Origin of the sequence: Algoriphagus zhangzhouensis, assembly GCF_900148515.1 — a bacterium.
GTDB lineage: Bacteria > Bacteroidota > Bacteroidia > Cytophagales > Cyclobacteriaceae > Algoriphagus > Algoriphagus zhangzhouensis.
The window spans coordinates 165,867-184,268 of record NZ_FRXN01000001.1; the positions used below are offsets into that span (position 1 = coordinate 165,867).

General features: G+C 40.4%; 14 protein-coding genes and 1 tRNA gene. 12 read left to right on the forward strand and 3 right to left on the reverse strand.

Annotation, left to right across the window (positions count from 1 at the left end; genetic code table 11):
- The first annotated feature begins 5 nt into the window (after positions 1 to 5).
- The 7 genes from BUF13_RS00655 (at position 6) to BUF13_RS00685 (ending at position 7,009) form a co-directional block, all read left to right on the forward strand.
- The gene (locus tag BUF13_RS00655) at positions 6 to 1,379 is read left to right on the forward strand and encodes a serine hydrolase domain-containing protein (protein ID WP_073569827.1); all 1,374 of its coding nucleotides are present in this window, start codon (positions 6 to 8) and stop codon (positions 1,377 to 1,379) included.
- 15 nt (positions 1,380 to 1,394) lie between these two features.
- The gene (locus BUF13_RS00660; RefSeq protein WP_073569828.1) at positions 1,395 to 2,651 is read left to right on the forward strand and encodes a DcaP family trimeric outer membrane transporter; all 1,257 of its coding nucleotides are present in this window, start codon (positions 1,395 to 1,397) and stop codon (positions 2,649 to 2,651) included.
- Between the two features lie 38 nt (positions 2,652 to 2,689).
- Positions 2,690 to 3,574, forward strand: a complete 885-nt coding sequence (locus tag BUF13_RS00665; protein ID WP_073569829.1) for a hypothetical protein — start codon at positions 2,690 to 2,692, stop codon at positions 3,572 to 3,574.
- Positions 3,575 to 3,791: 217 nt separating this feature from the next.
- Positions 3,792 to 4,325: an RNA polymerase sigma factor gene (locus tag BUF13_RS00670; protein WP_073569830.1), complete on the forward strand. Its 534-nt coding sequence runs from the start codon at positions 3,792 to 3,794 to the stop codon at positions 4,323 to 4,325.
- Position 4,326: 1 nt separating this feature from the next.
- Complete coding sequence (locus tag BUF13_RS00675; protein ID WP_073569831.1) at positions 4,327 to 5,160, forward strand: anti-sigma factor; 834 nt, start codon at positions 4,327 to 4,329, stop codon at positions 5,158 to 5,160.
- 305 nt (positions 5,161 to 5,465) lie between these two features.
- Positions 5,466 to 6,164: a ferritin-like domain-containing protein gene (locus BUF13_RS00680; RefSeq protein ID WP_073569832.1), complete on the forward strand. Its 699-nt coding sequence runs from the start codon at positions 5,466 to 5,468 to the stop codon at positions 6,162 to 6,164.
- A 23-nt stretch (positions 6,165 to 6,187) separates the two neighbouring features.
- The gene (locus BUF13_RS00685) at positions 6,188 to 7,009 is read left to right on the forward strand and encodes a ferritin-like domain-containing protein (protein WP_073569833.1); all 822 of its coding nucleotides are present in this window, start codon (positions 6,188 to 6,190) and stop codon (positions 7,007 to 7,009) included.
- A 118-nt stretch (positions 7,010 to 7,127) separates the two neighbouring features.
- Here BUF13_RS00685 and BUF13_RS00690 read toward each other — a convergent pair whose 3' ends face one another.
- The gene (locus tag BUF13_RS00690) at positions 7,128 to 11,252 is read right to left on the reverse strand and encodes a hybrid sensor histidine kinase/response regulator transcription factor (protein ID WP_134204280.1); all 4,125 of its coding nucleotides are present in this window, start codon (positions 11,250 to 11,252) and stop codon (positions 7,128 to 7,130) included.
- A gap of 511 nt (positions 11,253 to 11,763) precedes the next feature.
- Between BUF13_RS00690 and BUF13_RS00695 the strand changes: the two genes are divergently transcribed.
- The 3 genes from BUF13_RS00695 to BUF13_RS00705 all read left to right on the forward strand — a co-directional run bounded on the left by BUF13_RS00695 (position 11,764) and on the right by BUF13_RS00705 (position 14,816).
- Entirely contained in the window at positions 11,764 to 13,014 is a 1,251-nt protein-coding gene (locus BUF13_RS00695; protein ID WP_073569835.1) for a glycoside hydrolase family 76 protein, read from the forward strand.
- A gap of 139 nt (positions 13,015 to 13,153) precedes the next feature.
- Positions 13,154 to 14,056 carry an AraC family transcriptional regulator gene (locus BUF13_RS00700; protein WP_073569836.1) on the forward strand — a complete coding sequence of 301 codons (903 nt, stop codon included), beginning with the start codon at positions 13,154 to 13,156 and terminating at the stop codon, positions 14,054 to 14,056.
- A 211-nt stretch (positions 14,057 to 14,267) separates the two neighbouring features.
- Positions 14,268 to 14,816: a pyridoxamine 5'-phosphate oxidase family protein gene (locus BUF13_RS00705; protein WP_073569837.1), complete on the forward strand. Its 549-nt coding sequence runs from the start codon at positions 14,268 to 14,270 to the stop codon at positions 14,814 to 14,816.
- 154 nt (positions 14,817 to 14,970) lie between these two features.
- Here BUF13_RS00705 and BUF13_RS00710 read toward each other — a convergent pair.
- Both BUF13_RS00710 and sucC read right to left on the reverse strand, forming a co-directional pair.
- Positions 14,971 to 15,044, reverse strand: a tRNA-Arg gene (locus BUF13_RS00710).
- An 11-nt stretch (positions 15,045 to 15,055) separates the two neighbouring features.
- Positions 15,056 to 16,270, reverse strand: coding sequence for an ADP-forming succinate--CoA ligase subunit beta (gene sucC, locus BUF13_RS00715; protein WP_073569838.1), 1,215 nt, complete (start codon positions 16,268 to 16,270; stop codon positions 15,056 to 15,058).
- Between the two features lie 152 nt (positions 16,271 to 16,422).
- Between sucC and BUF13_RS00725 the strand changes: the two genes are divergently transcribed.
- Together BUF13_RS00725 and BUF13_RS00730 are read left to right on the forward strand one after the other, a co-directional pair.
- Complete coding sequence (locus BUF13_RS00725) at positions 16,423 to 17,073, forward strand: ABC transporter ATP-binding protein (protein WP_073569840.1); 651 nt, start codon at positions 16,423 to 16,425, stop codon at positions 17,071 to 17,073.
- A 522-nt stretch (positions 17,074 to 17,595) separates the two neighbouring features.
- Positions 17,596 to 18,399, forward strand: a complete 804-nt coding sequence (locus BUF13_RS00730) for a DMT family transporter (protein ID WP_073569841.1) — start codon at positions 17,596 to 17,598, stop codon at positions 18,397 to 18,399.
- Positions 18,400 to 18,402 lie beyond the last annotated feature (3 nt).

Sequence of the window (18,402 nt, forward strand, 5' to 3'; positions counted from 1 at the left end):
CAATCATGAAAAATTTAAAGACAACAATATTCAGAATGGGGTTTGCATTTGGTTTAACACTGATTTCCGGCATGTCATATAGCCAAGATAACCCACTTGCAAAATACTTGGAAGTGCCAGGGGCAAAGGTAACCCTGCCTATCAACTTCGCGAAGTCTCCTTTTTCTCTCGAATTTTCTCAGCAGGCATTAAAGAGCTTTGAAAACTTTCATTATCAGATGGGAGGCGACCATGCGGTTTATTATAACCTACACTTGAGTGAGATGTTGCCGACAGCTACTTCTAAACCTAATGAGCTATATAGACCGCTGGATAAAAGCTTGAATGCGGAGATTGGAAACAAGGTCACTTTTCCTGTGAAAGAAGGTGAACTAACTGTCAATGAGTATGTAGTTCATCCCAACCATCGGGTTCAGGGAGCACTCATGATTCACAAAGGAAAAATCGTTTATGAGGCCTATCCAGGGATGAACCCGATGGATATGCATGCCTGGATGTCACCGGGAAAAACAACAGTCGGGTTGGTGATAGCGCAATTGGAAGCGGAAGGTAAAGTCGATATGCAGAAAGAAGTGGTTGACTATATCCCAGAATTCAAAGGAACGAATTGGGATGGAATCAAAATGATCGATGCGGCTAATATGGCAACAGGACTCCAGTTGGAAGAAACTTTGGATGCCATTATCAATCCATCCTCCATCATTGTAAAATTCTTCAGCGCTGAATTTGGAACAGCAAATCCTGAAACCGGAAAAGTGGATGACTGGCTGGATATCTTAAAGGATGCAGAAAAAATCGAAGGGGAAAAACCCGGTGAGGTCTTCCGTTATTCCTCCGCTGTCACACAAATATTTGTAGTGATTGCCGAGCGCATCGAAAACAAGACCTGGGCAAAACTATTTGAGGAGCGAGTGTGGGGCAAAATGACAGCACGCTTAGATATGCAGCACCATCTAACCCCTGATGGAACCTCAGTGGCTCATGGCTTAATTTCTACCACTTTGGAAGATTTTGGACGATTTGGGATGCTGTTTACCCCAAGTTGGGAAAAAGCAGCAGTAACACCCGTGGTCTCTGCAGAAGTATTAAAAAGACTGCAAACAGGTGGAAGCGTTGAAGCTTTCAGAAGAGGCGCAAAATTCAAGGGCCTTACAGAAGAGTTCCAAGAGGAACCTCTCATGAATTCCTTTCAATTTGACGCTGTATTTAGTGATGGAGCGCTATACAAGCATGGCAATGTAGGCCAGGGAATCTACATCGATCCTGAAAGAGATTTTGTGGGGGTTTATTTTTCGACCAACGGCTACATCCCCCCATATGGTGAAGATAAAATGATGGGCTATTTAAGGAGGTCTGCAAAATATCTTGCTGGGCAATAAAACTCAATGACGTCGATGAAAAATTATTCACGTTTACTCAAAGTGCTTTTAATTTTCTTGGTTCCTGTATCAGGTTTCACTCAGGTAATCACAGTTCAAGATTCTTCGAAGAATCAATTTGTGATACCCGAATCGGATCTTAAGGAAGATATATTGAAAACTGCTGCCGAGGATTTAACCAGTGATCAGTTCGTAGGATCCTGGCCGATGTTTGGAACAGACCTGAGAATGAAAATCGGTGGCTATCTAAAAGCTGACCTGTTATATGATTTTGATGGAACTACTGATAAAAGCCAGTTTTTGATGTCAACGATTCCTGTGGAGGGACAGGACGCCTATGGGAATGAGGGCTATGTGTATTTTTTGGCAAAAGAGACTCGGGTCAATATTGATATTAGGCGTTTTTCAGACAATAAAATACCCTTGAAGCTCTTTGTCGAAGGCGATTTTTTCTCCACTACAAATCAATTTAGACTAAGGCATGCCTATATCACTGCCGGTGACTTTATCATCGGACAAACATGGACAACCTTGTCATTTCTAGAGTCTATGGCGTTCATGATAGACTTTGCTGCTGGAGATGCGCTGTTCGGAGGTCGATCTGTTCAAATCAGGTATCAAAAGCAAGTGAGTGAGAAGGTGAAAATAGCTGCGGGATTGGAATACTTAGGTGCTTTGGGAATAGAGAATTCCAATGGATTTGATGGACAGGCAAACCTGAGACTTCCACTAATAGCACTTAGAATTGATTACCGGTGGAAGACTGGAGTCTTGTTTTTGGGCTCAAGCCTGGCAGAACTGCGATGGGATGGAGGATCAACTGGGCCCGAGGATCAAGTGCTGCAATTTGATGCAGTAATCGCTGGAAGGCAGTATATCGGAAAGAATAACTATTTCACTTACAATATCAGTCTCGGGAATGCGAGTGGAGAGAATATCATTGCATTTGCAGGAAGTAGTGCCAATGCGGTATTGAATAAGGAAGGAAAACTGGATCCTATCCCTGCCAAATCCATCATGTTTGGATTTATGCACAGATGGGTGGAAGGTTTGGAGTCCAATTTCAATTATGCCTATGGCTGGTTGGATGCACCTGAATCAAGAGCTCCATTTGCATTGAAAAGAGGAGGAGTAGGTCATCTGAATCTAATCAAACATTTTGATCAAAATTTCTCAATCGGTGGAGAATATATGTGGGGCGCCCAGCGGACTTCCAATGATGCTTTCGGTAATGCAAAGCGATTTCAATTAATGGCCAAATTCGAGTTTTAACCTAGAAAAAACAGAAATCTTACTTAAATATTAAAGTTATGAAAATCAGACATTTACTGATTTACAGTGTGATCCTATTGCTTGTAAATCCCGTTTTCGCTCAAGAAGAAAAGAGTTCAGAACAATTGGCCAAAGAATTGGCTAACCCGAATGCTACGGTGGGACAAATGTTGTTTCCCATTGACTATGTGAGATACAATGGCTCCCTCAATGATGCCAATCAAGGAGGCTTGGTGATGAGCTTTCAACCATCACTTCCTATTCCTCTTTCCGAAGGGCTAAATCTCTATGTCCGACCATTGATTCCTATTTACATTTCACAGCCTGTTTTGGGTGATGCGGGATTTGAGAAAAAAGGAGCATTAGGGAATATCAGTGCTGATATTGCAGTCGGTAAAAGTTGGCCTTCTAAATGGGTAACATTGGTAGGGGTTTTTGGAGGATTTCCAACCGCTTCCAATGATGCGCTGAAAGCCAAGCAAGTAACTTTAGGTCCAGAGTTTTTGGTAGCAAAATTGACCAATTTTGGAGTGTTGGGCCTGATGGTTAGCCAAGCCTGGGGAGTAGGAGACCCCACGGATCCAGATGCAGGAACTTCAACAATTTTATCAGATGACTATTGGCTTACTGCTGAAGGAGCAAAAAGTGCCAAAGTCACAGCAGGGCAGTATTTTTACACCATCAACTTGACCAAAGGATGGCAAATTACTGCTTCTCCAACATATTCTTATAATCATAATGGCACCAAGGGCAACAAATTTACATTTCCCATAGGAACAGGAGCCCAGAAAGTATTGCTGGCTGGAAAGATGCCTATTCGAGTTGGCTTCCAATACTGGTATTATATTTCTTCACCTGAAGCTTTTGGACCACAACATCAATTCAGATTCACTTTTGCTCCAGTTGTTCCATTGCCTTGGTAATGGATAAATTAGTTTGTAAAATATTTTTTCATTTGATCCTGAATATATAATAGTTAGCTCTCGAATAAGCGGGGGTTAACTATTTCTATAAAATTCATAAGATTTACGTTGTGTTGATTTCAGTTTTTTAAGAATAAAATCTATTTTCTGAAACCTAGAATTTCCATTTGGTGCGGAGTTTTATTTTTAAGACCTTGGGTCCAAAACCGAACCATTTTTGGAGGAACAAGAAATAATAGCAGGGCTAAGGTCCAGAGATCGAGCAACTACCGAATACCTTTATGAAAAGTATTCGAGAGCCCTATTTGCTGTTATTTCGAGAATTATCTCAGATCAGACGATTGCAGAGGAAGTATTTCACGATTCATTTATCAAAATCACCCGAAAAATAGACTTATACGATGAGTCAAAGGGAAGATTGTATACCTGGATGGCTAATATTTGTAGGAATAAAGCCATCGATAAATTGCGTTCGAAAGAAATTTCTCAAACTACTAAGACCAATACGATAGATGACTTCGTATTTGGTTTAGAAAGTCAATCAGAGACAAAAGATCATGTGGACGGGATTGGAGTCAGAGAGCTCATGGATCAGCTCAATACGGACCAAAAATTTATCATCGAGTATATTTACTTTCAAGGATATACACACTCGGAAATTTCCGAGGAATTTGACATTCCTTTGGGTACAGTCAAATCAAGAGTAAGGGCAGCATTGCAAGTATTAAAAAAGAATTCAAGTAGAATCTAGCGTGGACATCCAACAATATATCGAATCAGGCAAACTGGAGCTTTTCCTACTGGGAGAGTTGACCGAGCGTGAGCGCGAGGAAGTCATTGCTATGGCCCAAGCTCACCCCGAGATTCAGGCCGAATTGGATGCGCTTGAGGAGGGGATGTTTGCTTTTGATGATATGACCGGCAAAGAGCCTTCTTCTCAGGTGAAGGATAAATTATTTGCTGCTTTGGAGAAAGACTTCCAAGAGGACACATCTGGATCAATAGCATCTAACAAAACCGAACCGGTCAAAGAAGCCAAAGTGGTAAAAGCTTCCACATGGAGACCATTTGCCATTGCAGCCTCATTGGTGGCAATTCTGGCCTCGAGTGCTGCTATTTATTACGCACAGAAGTTCTACGAGACCGATGAGAAATTCACCGCACTGGTTTTAGATCAGCAAGTGATGGCTGATAATTTGAATAAGGCCAATTTGGAATTCGAGGAAACTGAATCCCGTTTGGATCGGATTGTTGCTGGTGACTTCATGCGAGTAGAAATGAAGGGGGAAGCACTTCCGATGCAAAAAGATGCCAAAGTAGATGTATTCTGGGATCAAAATGCCCAAGAGGTGTTTGTAGCTGTCAATAACCTAAACTCCCTTTCTGACGAATTTGATTATCAGTTATGGGCTATCGGTGAAGATGGTCCAATAGGCATCGGATTGGTCAATCCGGGCGAGAAATTCACCTTACAGCAAATGAATGCAGTGGCTGCTGCAGGGGCGTTTGCCATTACCATAGAGCCAAAGGGTGGTTCTGAATCTCCGACACTCGAGAAACTGGTTGTCCTGGGAGAGGTCGCTTAATTTTCAATGTATTTCCTGTTTTTTTAAAGACGCTGTGGGTCTATTTCCTGCTTTGTCCGATTTTTTATTGCCTATTTTCTCTGAATTAAACAATTCTTTCAATTTCTTGCTAACCAGTTTTTTAGGCTGTGATCAGTGATGGTCTTCAGGGAATAGATTGCAATTTTTCCACTCTTTTTTAAAAAAAATCAAAACCCGGCAATCCAATCGGTGAACCGACCTCGTAATTCTTTTCAAATCACGTGAATTGCCAAAATTTTTTCCATGGAAACCAAAAAGAGTTTTAACCTTAAAAACAATCCAAAATGAAAAAGGAACTTTTCAAACCACAAGGTTTGATTCAACATACAGACAGGAGGGCTTTTCTCAAAATGGGGACCTTATCTGTAGCCGGAGCAGGACTTCTGCTAATGGGCTGTAAGGATGACGAAGACGTAATGCCTCCTGTTTCTGGTGGTGTGAGTTTAGGATCCGGAGATGTGGGCATCTTGAATTATGCCTATGCTTTAGAGCAGCTGGAAGCTGCATTTTATGCTCAGGTGATGATGGGTAGCTATTTTGCCAATGCTTCTGCGGAAGAAAAAACGATCATGGGTGATTTGGAAAAGCATGAACGTGCTCACCGTGAGTTTTTCAAAGCGGCTTTAGGGGCCAATGCGATTGCAGATTTGGAAGTGGATTTCAGCTCGATTGATTTTAGCAGCCGAAATTCAGTACTGGGTGCAGCAAAAACATTTGAAGATCTGGGAGTTGCCGCATACAATGGTGCAGGACAGTTTCTGGAAAGTGGCGATCTGTTGCTGATAGCGGGAAAGATTGTTTCGGTTGAAGCCAGACATGCAGCTGCTATCCGAGATTTGATCAATCCCAATTCGGCTGATTTTGCAGGCGATGATGTCATCGATGCCAATGGCTTGGAGCGGACATTGAATTTCCAAGAGGTTTTGACTGCGGCCAGTGCTTATGTCAAAACTGAAATTGACTTCAGCCAACTTCCAAGTTAATCTCCAACTCTAAACTGAAAATTATGAACTTGTTAAAACTATTGGACAGTATGTGTCCTGATACCACAAATTCTGAGGAAAAAGACCGTTTCTATAGCAGGAGGGAGGCTTTTCGTCAATTTGGAGACATGAGTAAAAAGATGGCTCTAGCTGCTGTGCCGGTTTCTTTACTCAGTGCTTTACCTAATGTGGCCAAAGCAGATACCGATTCTTTGATTGGTGTTTTAAACTATGCCTTGACATTGGAGCATTTGGAATACAACTATTACCAAATGGGATTGGATTCTGGGGTGATTGATGCCGCCGAGCGTCCCATTTTTCAAAAAATTAGAGATCATGAATTGGCCCATGTCAATTTCCTGACCGAAGTGATTTCCAATGTTCTGATGGGAACACCCGTTGCAGAACCTTCATTTGATTTTACTGCTGGGGGAAATTTCATGCCTTTTGATGATTATCCGACATTCCTTGCTTTAGCTCAGGCTTTTGAGGACACCGGAGTTCGGGCATACAAAGGTCAGGCAGGCAATGTGATGGAGAGTGATGTGGTCTTGACGGCTGCTTTATCCATCCATTCTGTGGAGGCTAGACACGCCTCCATGGTCAGAAGATTGCGAACCAAAAAGGGTCAGGACATGACCAAAGGCTGGATTACTGGCAATGATTACGGAACCTTGCCTGCGGCTGCAGCGGGTATTTATGCAGGAGAGGAAAATGTAAGTCATGCTGGCGTGAACGTTGTAAATCTAACCGGAATCGATCAGGATGCTGTTTCTGAAGGTTGGGATGAACCGCTAACCATGGAACAAACTCTGGGGATTGCCAGTCTGTTTTTGAGTTCTTAATAGAATTTTTTGGTAAACTGGGTTATACCATCTTAGAAAGGAGATGGGTTTTGCAAAAGCCTGTAAGGATTCCCTTACAGGTTTTTTTGTGGGCTTAATTTGGAATTTAATCCAGTTTTTAACTGTGATTTTCTCTCAAGGACTGCATAAACTGTAAAGGGGACTTACCATATTTCTTTTTGAAAATCTTAGAAAAATTGGAGCTGCTCTGCATGCCGATTCTTTCAACGACTTTATTCAAAGCAATATCCTCATGAGTCATGATTTCAATTGCCTTTTTCAATCTGATGGTTCTGACAAAATCTGCCACAGATTGGTCCGTGATGCTCTTGATCTTTTGATAAAGTTTGGTTCGACTCGTGTGCATGTGTTTGCATAGGAAATCTACATCCAATTCCGTGTTTTCAATATTTTCCTCAATCAGATCCAAAAGTTTTTGAATGAAGAGTTTATCTTTCTCAGAATGAACCAGTTGGGTGGCTTCCGCATAGTCATCATTTCTGAATTTCAGCTTCAATTTTTCAATTTGTTCAAATATGTTTTGAACCGTGAGGGAAAGTAAATTGACGCTCAGGGGTTTGGAGAAATAATAGTCGGCTCCTGATTCCATTCCTTCGATCTTGGAAGCGATTGCATCTTTGGCTGATAAGATGATAAAGGGGATGTGGCTGGTTTCAAAACTCTCTTTCAGTACTTTGCAGAGTTCAATTCCATTCATTCCTGGCATCATGACATCACTGATGATCAAATCGGGGACTTTCTCTTTGGCCAATTCCAAAGCTATTTCCCCATTTTCGGCCTGGTAGACAGTATATGTTTTATCAAATGTTTGTTTCAGAAATGTCCGCAGCTCCTCATTGTCTTCCACAATCAAAATACTTCTGTCGCTTGGGCTGGAATCTTCGGTTTCCTGTTGAATTCTTTCGGTATAAAACATCTCCTCATATTTGTCCACAGCTTCCAATCGAACTTCCTGAACGGCCTTATTATTGGCCTTTTCTGAAGCAGAGTAATCTTCAGCACCACAAGGAATTCCAATGATAATCTCTGTTCCTTCTTGTCTTTCACTGTAGACATAGATATCTCCTTTATGCACCTGAGTCAGGCTTTTGACCAGCGCCAAACCTATTCCTGAACCCAAATGGTCTGAGCTGACTCTGTAGAAGCGATCAAAAATATGGGTGATTGTTTCTTTTGATATTCCTATGCCTGAGTCATAGACCCTAAAATAGAGGTAGTTTTTTGCCCGATAGGATTCATTGATCAGATTGAAACCAGAGGAAAATGCCGGTGTGTAATTTTCAAAATCATCAAAGATTTCGAACGCAACTTTTCCTCCCGTTCCTGTGTATTTGAATGAATTATTTAAAAGGTTGAGAAGGACTTTTTCAATAATTGGAAGATCAAAATATCCCTGTTGAGTATGATTGGTTCTATTTATGAACTGAAAATCAATCTCTTTTTTGTACGCAATAGGTTTGAATTCCTTCGAGAGATCAAGACAGAACTTTTCTATATCCAATTTTTCTACCTGCAATTTGATCATGTTTTCGGAGACCTTTCTGAAATTCATCAGTTCACTGATGAGGTTAAAAAGCCTTTTGGAGTTTCGAAGCATCACCTGGTAAGAGTAATCGATGGCCTTGTTTCGGTTTTGCTTCATCAAATTCTCCAATGGACCGATGATCAAGGTGAGGGGAGTGCGGAACTCATGGGAGATATTGGTAAAAAAGGTCAGCTGCTGTTGATAGAGTTCTTCCCGGCGGGAAAATAATTCCTCCTTTTTCTTTTCACTGATCGCTCTGATTTCCATTTCTCTTTTCAGCCTATACCATCTGGCCTGATAGAGATATATACCGACAACGATTGAAATAATAATCAACAAATAGATGAAATTGGCAAGTTTGGAATTCCACCAAGGAGGGGTAACCACAATCTCTAACTCTGTGGAGGCGTCGCTCCAAATCCCATCATTATTGCTGGCCTGAACGATCAAATTGTAGCTTCCGTAATCCAAATTATTATAAGAAGCGGAAGGTCTTCTTCCATCGGTGTAATTCCATCCCTGATCAAATCCTTCCAGTCTATACCGGTATTGGGACTTTAAAGGATTTGCATAATGCATGGCTGAAAATGAGATGACAAAATTATTCTGCAGGTAATTGAGCGTCAGATTTTCGTCATATCCAATGGCATATTTGATATTGTTTTGTAATGAATCTTCACTTGAAAAGGATGGCCTTTTATTGTTGATTAAGATATCTGTCAGAACAGGCTTTGCCTGGATTGTATTTGTTTTGATTTGTTCTGGATAAAAGTAATTCAGCCCATTGGTACCACCGAAGTATAATTTGCCATCGGCCCCTTTGTGGGAAACTGCAACTTTGAAGCTATTGCCCTGTAAACCATCGTCCTTGTTGAATCTAATTACTTCTGAGGTTTTTGGGTTTATTCTTTCCAGACCGTTTCCTCCAAGCCAAACATTTCCATTATCATCTATTTCTACACTTTCGACATCATTAAAGTCTCCGCTTTGATCCTTGAAATTTCGGAATGAAAATTTATTGGTTTCGGGCTCGAGTTTAAATTGATTTACACCTCCTCCAATGGTTCCTATCCAATAAGTACTGTCATTCTGCTGGCTTATGGCGGTCACATAATCCGAATTCAAGGCACCTTTGGCATCTGAAGCTGTGTAATTGAAGGTCTTTGTGATGTTTCCTTTTTCATCAATTAAAATCCTTTTTAAACCGTGCCGACCTGAAACAAGTAGCTGGGGCTTTTTTGGGTCTGGATAGATGAAATAACCTTCCTCATAGATCTTGATTTGGAATTTTCCAGATTCATCCTTCCAGATAGAACCGAAATTTTCAAAGTTGCCAAACCAGATGTTTCCATAAAAATCCCTAGCCAGGGTATAGATTCTATAATCAGGGAATTGATCAAAACCTGAAGGCTTTAGAAGTCCACTTTTATCTGCTTTCAGGATTTCAATTCCTTTCACACTGCCTATCCAAAGGTTTTTATCATCATCTAATGCCAGTGAAGAAATTTCGTCTGTCTTTAATTTTATAGGAGAGCTTGTTGTGTTGAAATAGGTGAATTGCTTAGTCTTTAGGTTGTATAAATTCAGACCTTTGGCATTGGTGGCTATCCATAGGTCATCTCCATTTTCCAGAATCGCTTTGACATTATTCCCATTTAATGAGTTTTCCAGGCCAGGAATGTCTCTCATGGTATAAAACTGCTTTTGATTCAGGTCACAGTAATTGAGTCCTCCATTGGAAGTGCCAACCCATAGGCAATCCGAGCGGTCAATATAGGAGCTCATTGCCACATTGGTGTTGAGACTTTGTGGAGTGCTTTGAGTGTCAATTTTCTGAATGAAGTTTAGCTGAGAATCAAGGCGTATCATTCCATTTCGTGAATTGATCCACAAATCGCCATTGGAAGCCACAGAAAAGACTTGAATAGATTCAGCTTCTTCAAGGGTTACCTTTTTTTCGATAATATACTCGGAGGATTCACCATTCGAAGTACCTTTATTGGTGAGAAAAAGTGTTTTGCCTGCAGAGAGAATCATTCGGTTTTCTTTGTCAAAAAACACTTTATGCAGGACAGATTCATCCAAGCCAGATACTGTCAATTGGCTAATCTGATTTCCATTTTCTAATCTCCAAAGTCCTTGATTTCCGGCAAAATGCAAGACCCCATTGCGATCTGGTTGGATATCATAAAATTGGATCCCTTCTGGAAGAGGAATCTCCTGTTCCTCCAGCTGATTCCCAGAGATCTTATAAATCTTGAAAGTGAATCCTAGTCTTCCATAAATCAAATCACCTTCCGGTTTATAGATATTACTTAAGACAGGGCTGGATTGACTTCCCAAAAGGACATAATCCATGAATCTCTCGGTCTTGGGGTCAAACCGGTGAAGCCCGCCTTCTGTGGAAAGCCATAAATCCCCCTTTTCATCAGGGTAAATATTCATGATCCGATTTCTAAAAGCATTTTGGATCGGATCATTTGAATTATAGAATTTGCGGAGGTTATAGCCATCAAATCTATCCAATCCAAAGTTGGTTGCGATCCAAATGAAACCCATATCATCCTGCACAATATCATTGACATCTGTATGGGACAATCCCTCATCCATGGTCAGATAATTGAACTTGAAAGGGAAAGCTTGTCCAATTACTGAACTAGTCGAGAAGACATAGGCTACAATAAGGAAAGTCAGCATAAAGCCTTTTTTCAATATTCTAGGGGAAAGAAAGAAATCTAAGGAATGGATGATTCTCACAAGAAAGCTTCTGGGTGTATTATTAATTTCTATCGAGAAAGATAGCAATTGCACGATTGTACAAAAAAAATGAATGTATTGAAAAGCCGAACCAAGGGTCTATTTGGTCAAAAGGGCCATTTTCCTGTTGAAATGTACAAACGGAATAAAAATATGAACAAATGCACAGCCATACAGGACGGTAAATATCTGTACTTGTGCATAGATAGATTATGAGGTGACTTGGTTAATCCTAAGCAACTTAAAGGTGGGGATCTAAAAATGGATCCTCACTTTACCTAAAAAGCTGATTTTTCAGGAATCCCCATTCAAAGAATATCTGTGGATTTTAAGCCTTTTGAAAACCTAAATTCAGATTCATCTTTTCCTTTTAGAAGGAGTTGGCCAGATGATTCCAATAGATGCAAGGTGGAATTCAAAAGCCAAAAGTTTGAAACAATAAACCAACAAAATGCTAAAGATTAACTCAATTATTTTCCTTTCTGTACTCGTAGTTTTTTCATTCTTAGGGGATCACAATTCTGAAAAAGTGGATGAGGTTTTGACTCGAACTTCGGAGGAAGTCAAATCAAATGAGAATTTAAAAAACAAAGCCTATTGGGAAAATCTGGCTGATGAAATGAGCCGTTCTTTGATCAAGCATTATTGGGGAGCCAATTTCAAAGGCTATGAGGATCGCTATTATTTTAACTATGGCAGTGATATGTCCAATATGACGACTAATCATTATTGGCCTCAAGCCCATGCGATGGATGTGCTCGTGGATTCCTATCAAAGGTCTGAAAACCAGTTTTACCTTGATTACTACCCACTTTGGTGGGAGGGAGCTCCCAAGTTCAATTTCTCTGGTAGACCAGAAGATGCCTGGTGGAATGTATTTGTGGATGATATGGAGTGGATTACACTTGCCCAAATCAGAATGTATCAATCTACGAGCAATGAAAAATATATTCTAAAGGCCATTCAGATGTATAATGATTGGATTTGGCCTGCTTGGGGACCGGAGGATGAAGCACCTTGGTATGGAGGAATCACTTGGAAGACCGATGTGGAGAAAACAAAAAATGCCTGTTCCAACGGACCTGCAGCCCTAGTCGCTGCGAGAATATATCAGATGTATGATCAGCTAGAAAATCCCGGATCAAAGCCAAAAGAGGCTTATTTTGAAGAAGCTGTTAAGATTTTTTCCTGGCTGAAAAGCAATCTATATGATGCTGAAAGCGGAAAAGTCTTTGACAATATGAATAGAGAAGGGAAGGTAAGCCCTTCCATTTATACCTACAATCAAGGCACATTTATAGGGGCTGCACATGATTTGTATCGAATTACCGGTGACAAGCAATACCTCAAAGATGCAGTAAAAGCTTCCAATTATGTGATTGACCATATATCCAATAACAATGGGCTGCTTTCCAATTCTACTTCAGGAGATGGTGGACTATTCAATGGTATTTTCTTCAGGTACTTCGTCCAGCTGGTAAATGATCCGGATTTGGATCCCCAAACTCACAAAAATTTCCACGATTACATTACCAATGCCGCTACGGTCATGGTTGAAAATGGCCTGAACAAAAATACAATGCTATTTGGGGGTGATTGGTGGAATGCTCCTGCAGATAATGACCCTGTAGCTTTGACCCCGATGCTATCGGGATGCATGCTAGCGGAGGCGATGTGTGTATTGAAACCATTAACAAATTAACAAGACCCAAACCTAAATCTATTTAAGGCTATCCTTTTGATTCTTGAGACTCCATTAAAAGAGTGTTTGCAATCAACTCAAGAAGACTTTTGGATAGTCTTATTTAGATAACATTAAACCCAAACCTATTCAATTTACTATGAGTGCTAAATTCTTTAAAATTCCATTTGAGCCACTAAAATCCTTCAATTTTAGAGTTGAAAATCCTCGAGAATTAAACGAGTCTCTTCACTTTCATCCTGAGTTAGAACTTCGATACATCGTGTCGGGAAAAGGGATTCAATACATCGGTGATGAGGTGAGTTCATTTGCAGAAGGAGACCTTTTTTTATTGGGAGAAAATCTTCCACATGCCTGGCGTTTTGATTTGGGAAATGCTCAAAAAGAGAATAGCGGCCAAATAGAATCCCAGGTAATTGAATTTTCAACACAATTCAGCACTCAGTTTTCTAAGTTTCCTGAAGCCCATACACTAAAAACCTTGTTTGAAAAGGCAAAGCAGGGCTTAATTATCAAGGGAGATTCAAAACTTAAACTCATTGAATTATTTCAAAAATTCAAGTCAAAGGGTAGTTCGAAAAACTTAGCTCTATTACTAGAATTGGTGAGTGTTTTGTCTGAGACCCATGAATATTCCATTATTTCTCCTGGATATGTGGATGGCGAGATGGCTCAGCTTCCGGAGCTTTATAGGTTTGAGAAGGTGTTTTTATACATCAAGGAAAACTATAAAGACGAAATAAAATTGGATGAAGTAGCTGCTCTTGCCAATCTAAGTCCGACCTCTTTTTGCCGATATTTTAAATCCATTACGAATCAGACTTTAATCGAGTATGTCACTCAGATTCGAATCTCGAAAGCTTGCAGCAAGTTGATTGAGAAAAATGATTCGATTTTAGCCGTTTCCTATGAATGCGGCTTCAACACACTTTCGAATTTTAATCGACAGTTCCGCAGGATTACTGGAATGACTCCTAATGATTACAAGAAGTCTTATTTCAACTTTTCAAAAAACAATCAAGCCCTGGGTTACTCCAATTAATCTTGCACTAAACTTTAGCTTATAAACCAATTATTTTCATTCTCATCTGGGTTTTACCGTCTTTTTTAAAAGGTGGAAGATTGAAAAGCCTGCAAGGATATTCCTGCAGGTTTTTTTAATTAGTTTTGAAAGAGTAGGGAGCTTCGATTCATTTTATTGAAATTTATAGAGTCGAAAGAATCGATAATTTTTAATTAAAATAAGTAGCATAATGGGTAAGCAGCTAGAATCTATAACTCCTGAATTGCAGGCTTTCATAGAAGATCAAAAGATATTTTTTGTTGGTACAGCTGCCGAAGAGGGCAGGGTCAATGTTTCTCCTAAGGGCACAGATTCTTTTCGCGTGATTGGGCCAAATCAAGTCGTTTGGCTGAATCTGACAGGAAGTGGAAATGAAACTGCTGCACATCTATTGCTCAATGATCGCATGACGATTATGTTCTGCAGCTTTGAAGAGAAACCCATCATTCTCCGATTGTATGGTACTGCCCAGATATATCATGAAAGAGATGAGCAATTTCATTCCTATTTGGGGCTTTTTCCAACCAATGTGGGTACTCGTCAAATCATTTCTATGCAAGTGGATTTGGTTCAAACTTCCTGTGGTTTTGCTGTTCCTTTTATGGAGTTTAAATCCGAACGTTCGACTTTGAATACTTGGGCAGAAAAACAAGGAAAAGAACGAATTGAAGCCTATTGGGATAATAAAAACAGGAAAAGCATCGATGGCTTTGAAACTCAGATTTTTGGGGAGGAATAATTGAAAAATCTCTCTTTTGAAAACTGATGCTAGAGTTTAATCTAATAATCCTCCAAGGGTTCGAAACCCTTGGAGGGTTTTTGTTGGCTAATCCTCTGCGGCCTCTGTGGTGAATAACAACAAAAAAAGCCCAGACTTTCGTCTGAGCTTTTTGTACACTCGGAAGGATTCGAACCCTCAACCCTCGGAGCCGAAATCCGATATTCTATCCAGTTGAACTACGAGTGCCTCTATAGCTTTTAGGCTTCAAGTACTGCCTGTACTTTCTCAGCAGCTTCTTTCAAAGTGATCGCGGATGCAACTTTCAATCCTGACTCATCGATGATCTTAGCACCTTGCTCTGCGTTGGTACCTTGTAGTCTTACGATGATAGGAACTCTGATGTCACCGATAGATTTGTAAGCTTCTACCACACCATTTGCGATACGGTCACATCTTACGATACCACCGAATACGTTGATCAAGATAGCTTTTACATTCGGGTCCTGAAGGATGATTCTGAAACCAGCCTCTACAGTAGTAGCATTTGCTCCTCCTCCTACATCTAGGAAGTTAGCAGGCTCACCACCAGAAAGCTTAATCATATCCATGGTAGCCATTGCCAAACCGGCACCGTTTACCATACATCCTACGTTACCGTCTAGTTTCACGTAGTTCAAACCTGATTTACCAGCTTCTACTTCCAAAGGATCCTCTTCAGCCAAATCTCTAAGATCAGCTAGGTCCTTGTGACGATACAAAGCATTGTCATCCAAGTTTACCTTCGCATCTACTGCCAAGATCTTGTCATCGGATGTTTTCAACACAGGGTTGATTTCAAACTGAGAAGAATCAGTTGCTTCGTAAGCTTTGTAAAGAGCTGCGATGAATTTCACCATTTCTTTGAAAGCATTTCCAGTCAATCCCAATTTGAAAGCAACCTTTCTGATTTGGAATCCCTGCAAACCTGCTTTAGGATCGATCCATTCTTTGATGATTTTTTCAGGAGTCTTTTCAGCGACCTCCTCGATATCCATACCACCTTCGGTAGAAGCCATGATCACATTGGATCCAGTAGCTCTGTCCAAAAGGATAGATAGATAATATTCTTTTGGCTCGGAATCGCCAGGATAGTATACGTCCTCAGCTACCAATACCTTATTTACTTTTTTACCTTCTGGTCCTGTCTGGTGAGTAACCAAAGTACCACCCAAAATATTCTTTGCCTTCTCGGAAACCTCTTCCAATTTTTTAGCAAGAACTACACCGTTGGAACCAGTTTCTTGGATCTTACCTTTTCCTCGGCCACCAGCGTGGATTTGAGCTTTGATCACATACCAGGAAGTTCCGGTCTGAGCGTTTAGTTTAACTGCTGCTTCGTTTGCGGCCTCAGGAGTGTCTGCTACAATGCCTTCCTGAATTCTAACGCCGTAACCTTTTAGTACCTCTTTAGCCTGATATTCGTGAATGTTCATCCTCTGAAAATTTTTGGGCGAAGTTAAGCCCTAGCCGTGGATAAATCAACCCAAGATTTTGCCTTTTTTCGCAAATAAACCCATTAATTGCCTCTTCAAATTCTCTGAGGCCAAGGATTTGTTCTAATTTTAGCCTTACAAAACTAATTAGCATGTTGATAGCCAGTGACATCCATAAATCATATGGGAATCTCCACGTACTCAAAGGGGTAAATCTTGAAATCTCAGCTTCTGAAATAGTTTCCATAGTCGGTTCATCAGGGGCAGGAAAAAGTACCCTTTTGCATATTTTGGGGACTTTGGATCAACCTGATCAAGGAAGCCTGCAGATGGGAGGAAAAGACCTGTTCAACATGAAATCTGAGGAGCTGGCTAAATTTAGAAACGAGCAAATTGGCTTTATTTTTCAGTTCCATAACCTTCTTCCTGAGTTTACAGCCTTGGAAAATATCCAGATCCCTGCATTCATTCAGGGCAAAAGCCCTGCTCAGATTCAAAAGAAGGCCGGAGAGCTGGCAGAATTGCTAGGAATCACTTCACGCTTGGATCATAAACCTTCCAGTCTTTCTGGAGGAGAACAGCAGCGTGTGGCCGTCGCCAGAGCATTGATCAATAGCCCGCAGGTGGTTTTTGCTGATGAACCCAGTGGTAATCTCGATACCCAAAATGCAAGAGCGCTTCATGAATTATTTTTCACGCTTAGAAAAGAATTGGGGCATTCCTTCGTCATCGTCACCCACAACGAGGAATTAGCCGCTATGGCTGATAGAAAAGTGGAGATGAAGGATGGGAATATTTTATAAGAAGAAATACGCTTCGCGAAATTCAATTGAAATAGTCTATATTTTTTGATTAGACTTCAATTAATTATAACCCAAATCCCCCTTGGCAAGGGGGTAGGGGGATTGAAGTATTTGGAAATACGCTTCGCGAAATACAGTTTAAAATAGGCCTTCGGCGAAATACTATATAAAAGAGATAGGGCTTCAGCGAAATAAGCTCTTTCGTCGCTAGAAATATGCCTTCATCGTAATATTATAGAACCAGAATTTCAAATTTGAATACTCCTTTGATTTGAAAAAGATCTGTGTTTATCTGTGACTTTTTCTGTGTTCATCTGTGGGAAATTCTATTTTTAAGATGGATTGAAATCTATTTTTCACTTTTAAGTTGAATTCATTTGATCATTATAGTTTAGAATTCTTCCTAAAAACTTGAAGAATGGTAAATTTGAGTGGGTTTTGTGAACTCATTACCGTGAAATTTCCTTTGCTTAGCATCATCCCTTAAAACACCGGCTTTTGAAGATTTCGAGCGTACAATCCATGCTGTTAGCAGGAATATTTTTTGCCTTGATGAATGTCTCTGTAAAATTCATTCCTCACATTCCAGCCATTGAGATCATCCTTTTCCGGTCTTTATTTAGTTTGATTTTCAGCTATGCTATCCTTAAGCAGCAAAAAGTCCCTGTTTTTGGGAATAACAAAAAGTTGTTGGTTTTGAGAGGAGTCGTAGGGTCTGTTGGATTGATTACCTTCTTCTATACCCTTCAGAAAATCCCATTGGCTTCCGCCGTGACCATCCAGTATCTGTCTCCGATTTTCACCACGATTTTGGGGATATTTCTAGTCAAAGAAAGAGTCAAACCCATTCAGTTTCTCTTTTTCGCGATCTCATTTGCAGGAGTGTTAGTGGTGCAGGGATTTGACTCAAGAGTCAATCTGTTCTATGCAGCAATAGGGGTGACTTCTGCCATATTTTCAGGATTGGCCTACAATGTTATTCGAAAGCTGAAAAACACCGAGCATCCTTTAGTAATCATATTCTATTTCCCATTGGTGACTTTGCCTATTGCAACAGTAGTCAGTTACTTTACTTGGGTTCAGCCAGTAGGTTGGGATTGGGCGATCTTATTGTGGATTGGGATCTGTACCCAGACTGCCCAATATTTTATGACTGTTGCCTATCAAAATGCTAATGTCGCCAAGGTATCCAGCATGACCTATTTGGGTTTATTATATGCCCTTTTCTTTGGGTTCCTGCTGTTTGGGGAAACCTTTGGGACCATGTCTTATGTGGGAATGGGATTGGTTTTGCTGGGGATTTTGTTGAATTTAAGGGTTAAATAAAGC

Coding starts and splice junctions, on each gene's coding strand:
- BUF13_RS00655 (WP_073569827.1), top strand. CDS start 6: ATGAAAAATTTAAAGACAACAATATTCAGAATGGGGTTTGCATTTGGT.
- BUF13_RS00660 (WP_073569828.1), top strand. CDS start 1,395: ATGAAAAATTATTCACGTTTACTCAAAGTGCTTTTAATTTTCTTGGTT.
- BUF13_RS00665 (WP_073569829.1), top strand. CDS start 2,690: ATGAAAATCAGACATTTACTGATTTACAGTGTGATCCTATTGCTTGTA.
- BUF13_RS00680 (WP_073569832.1), top strand. CDS start 5,466: ATGAAAAAGGAACTTTTCAAACCACAAGGTTTGATTCAACATACAGAC.
- BUF13_RS00685 (WP_073569833.1), top strand. CDS start 6,188: ATGAACTTGTTAAAACTATTGGACAGTATGTGTCCTGATACCACAAAT.
- BUF13_RS00690 (WP_134204280.1), bottom strand. CDS start 11,252: ATGCTGACTTTCCTTATTGTAGCCTATGTCTTCTCGACTAGTTCAGTA.
- BUF13_RS00695 (WP_073569835.1), top strand. CDS start 11,764: ATGCTAAAGATTAACTCAATTATTTTCCTTTCTGTACTCGTAGTTTTT.
- BUF13_RS00700 (WP_073569836.1), top strand. CDS start 13,154: ATGAGTGCTAAATTCTTTAAAATTCCATTTGAGCCACTAAAATCCTTC.
- BUF13_RS00705 (WP_073569837.1), top strand. CDS start 14,268: ATGGGTAAGCAGCTAGAATCTATAACTCCTGAATTGCAGGCTTTCATA.
- sucC (WP_073569838.1), bottom strand. CDS start 16,270: ATGAACATTCACGAATATCAGGCTAAAGAGGTACTAAAAGGTTACGGC.
- BUF13_RS00725 (WP_073569840.1), top strand. CDS start 16,423: ATGTTGATAGCCAGTGACATCCATAAATCATATGGGAATCTCCACGTA.
- BUF13_RS00730 (WP_073569841.1), top strand. CDS start 17,596: ATGCTGTTAGCAGGAATATTTTTTGCCTTGATGAATGTCTCTGTAAAA.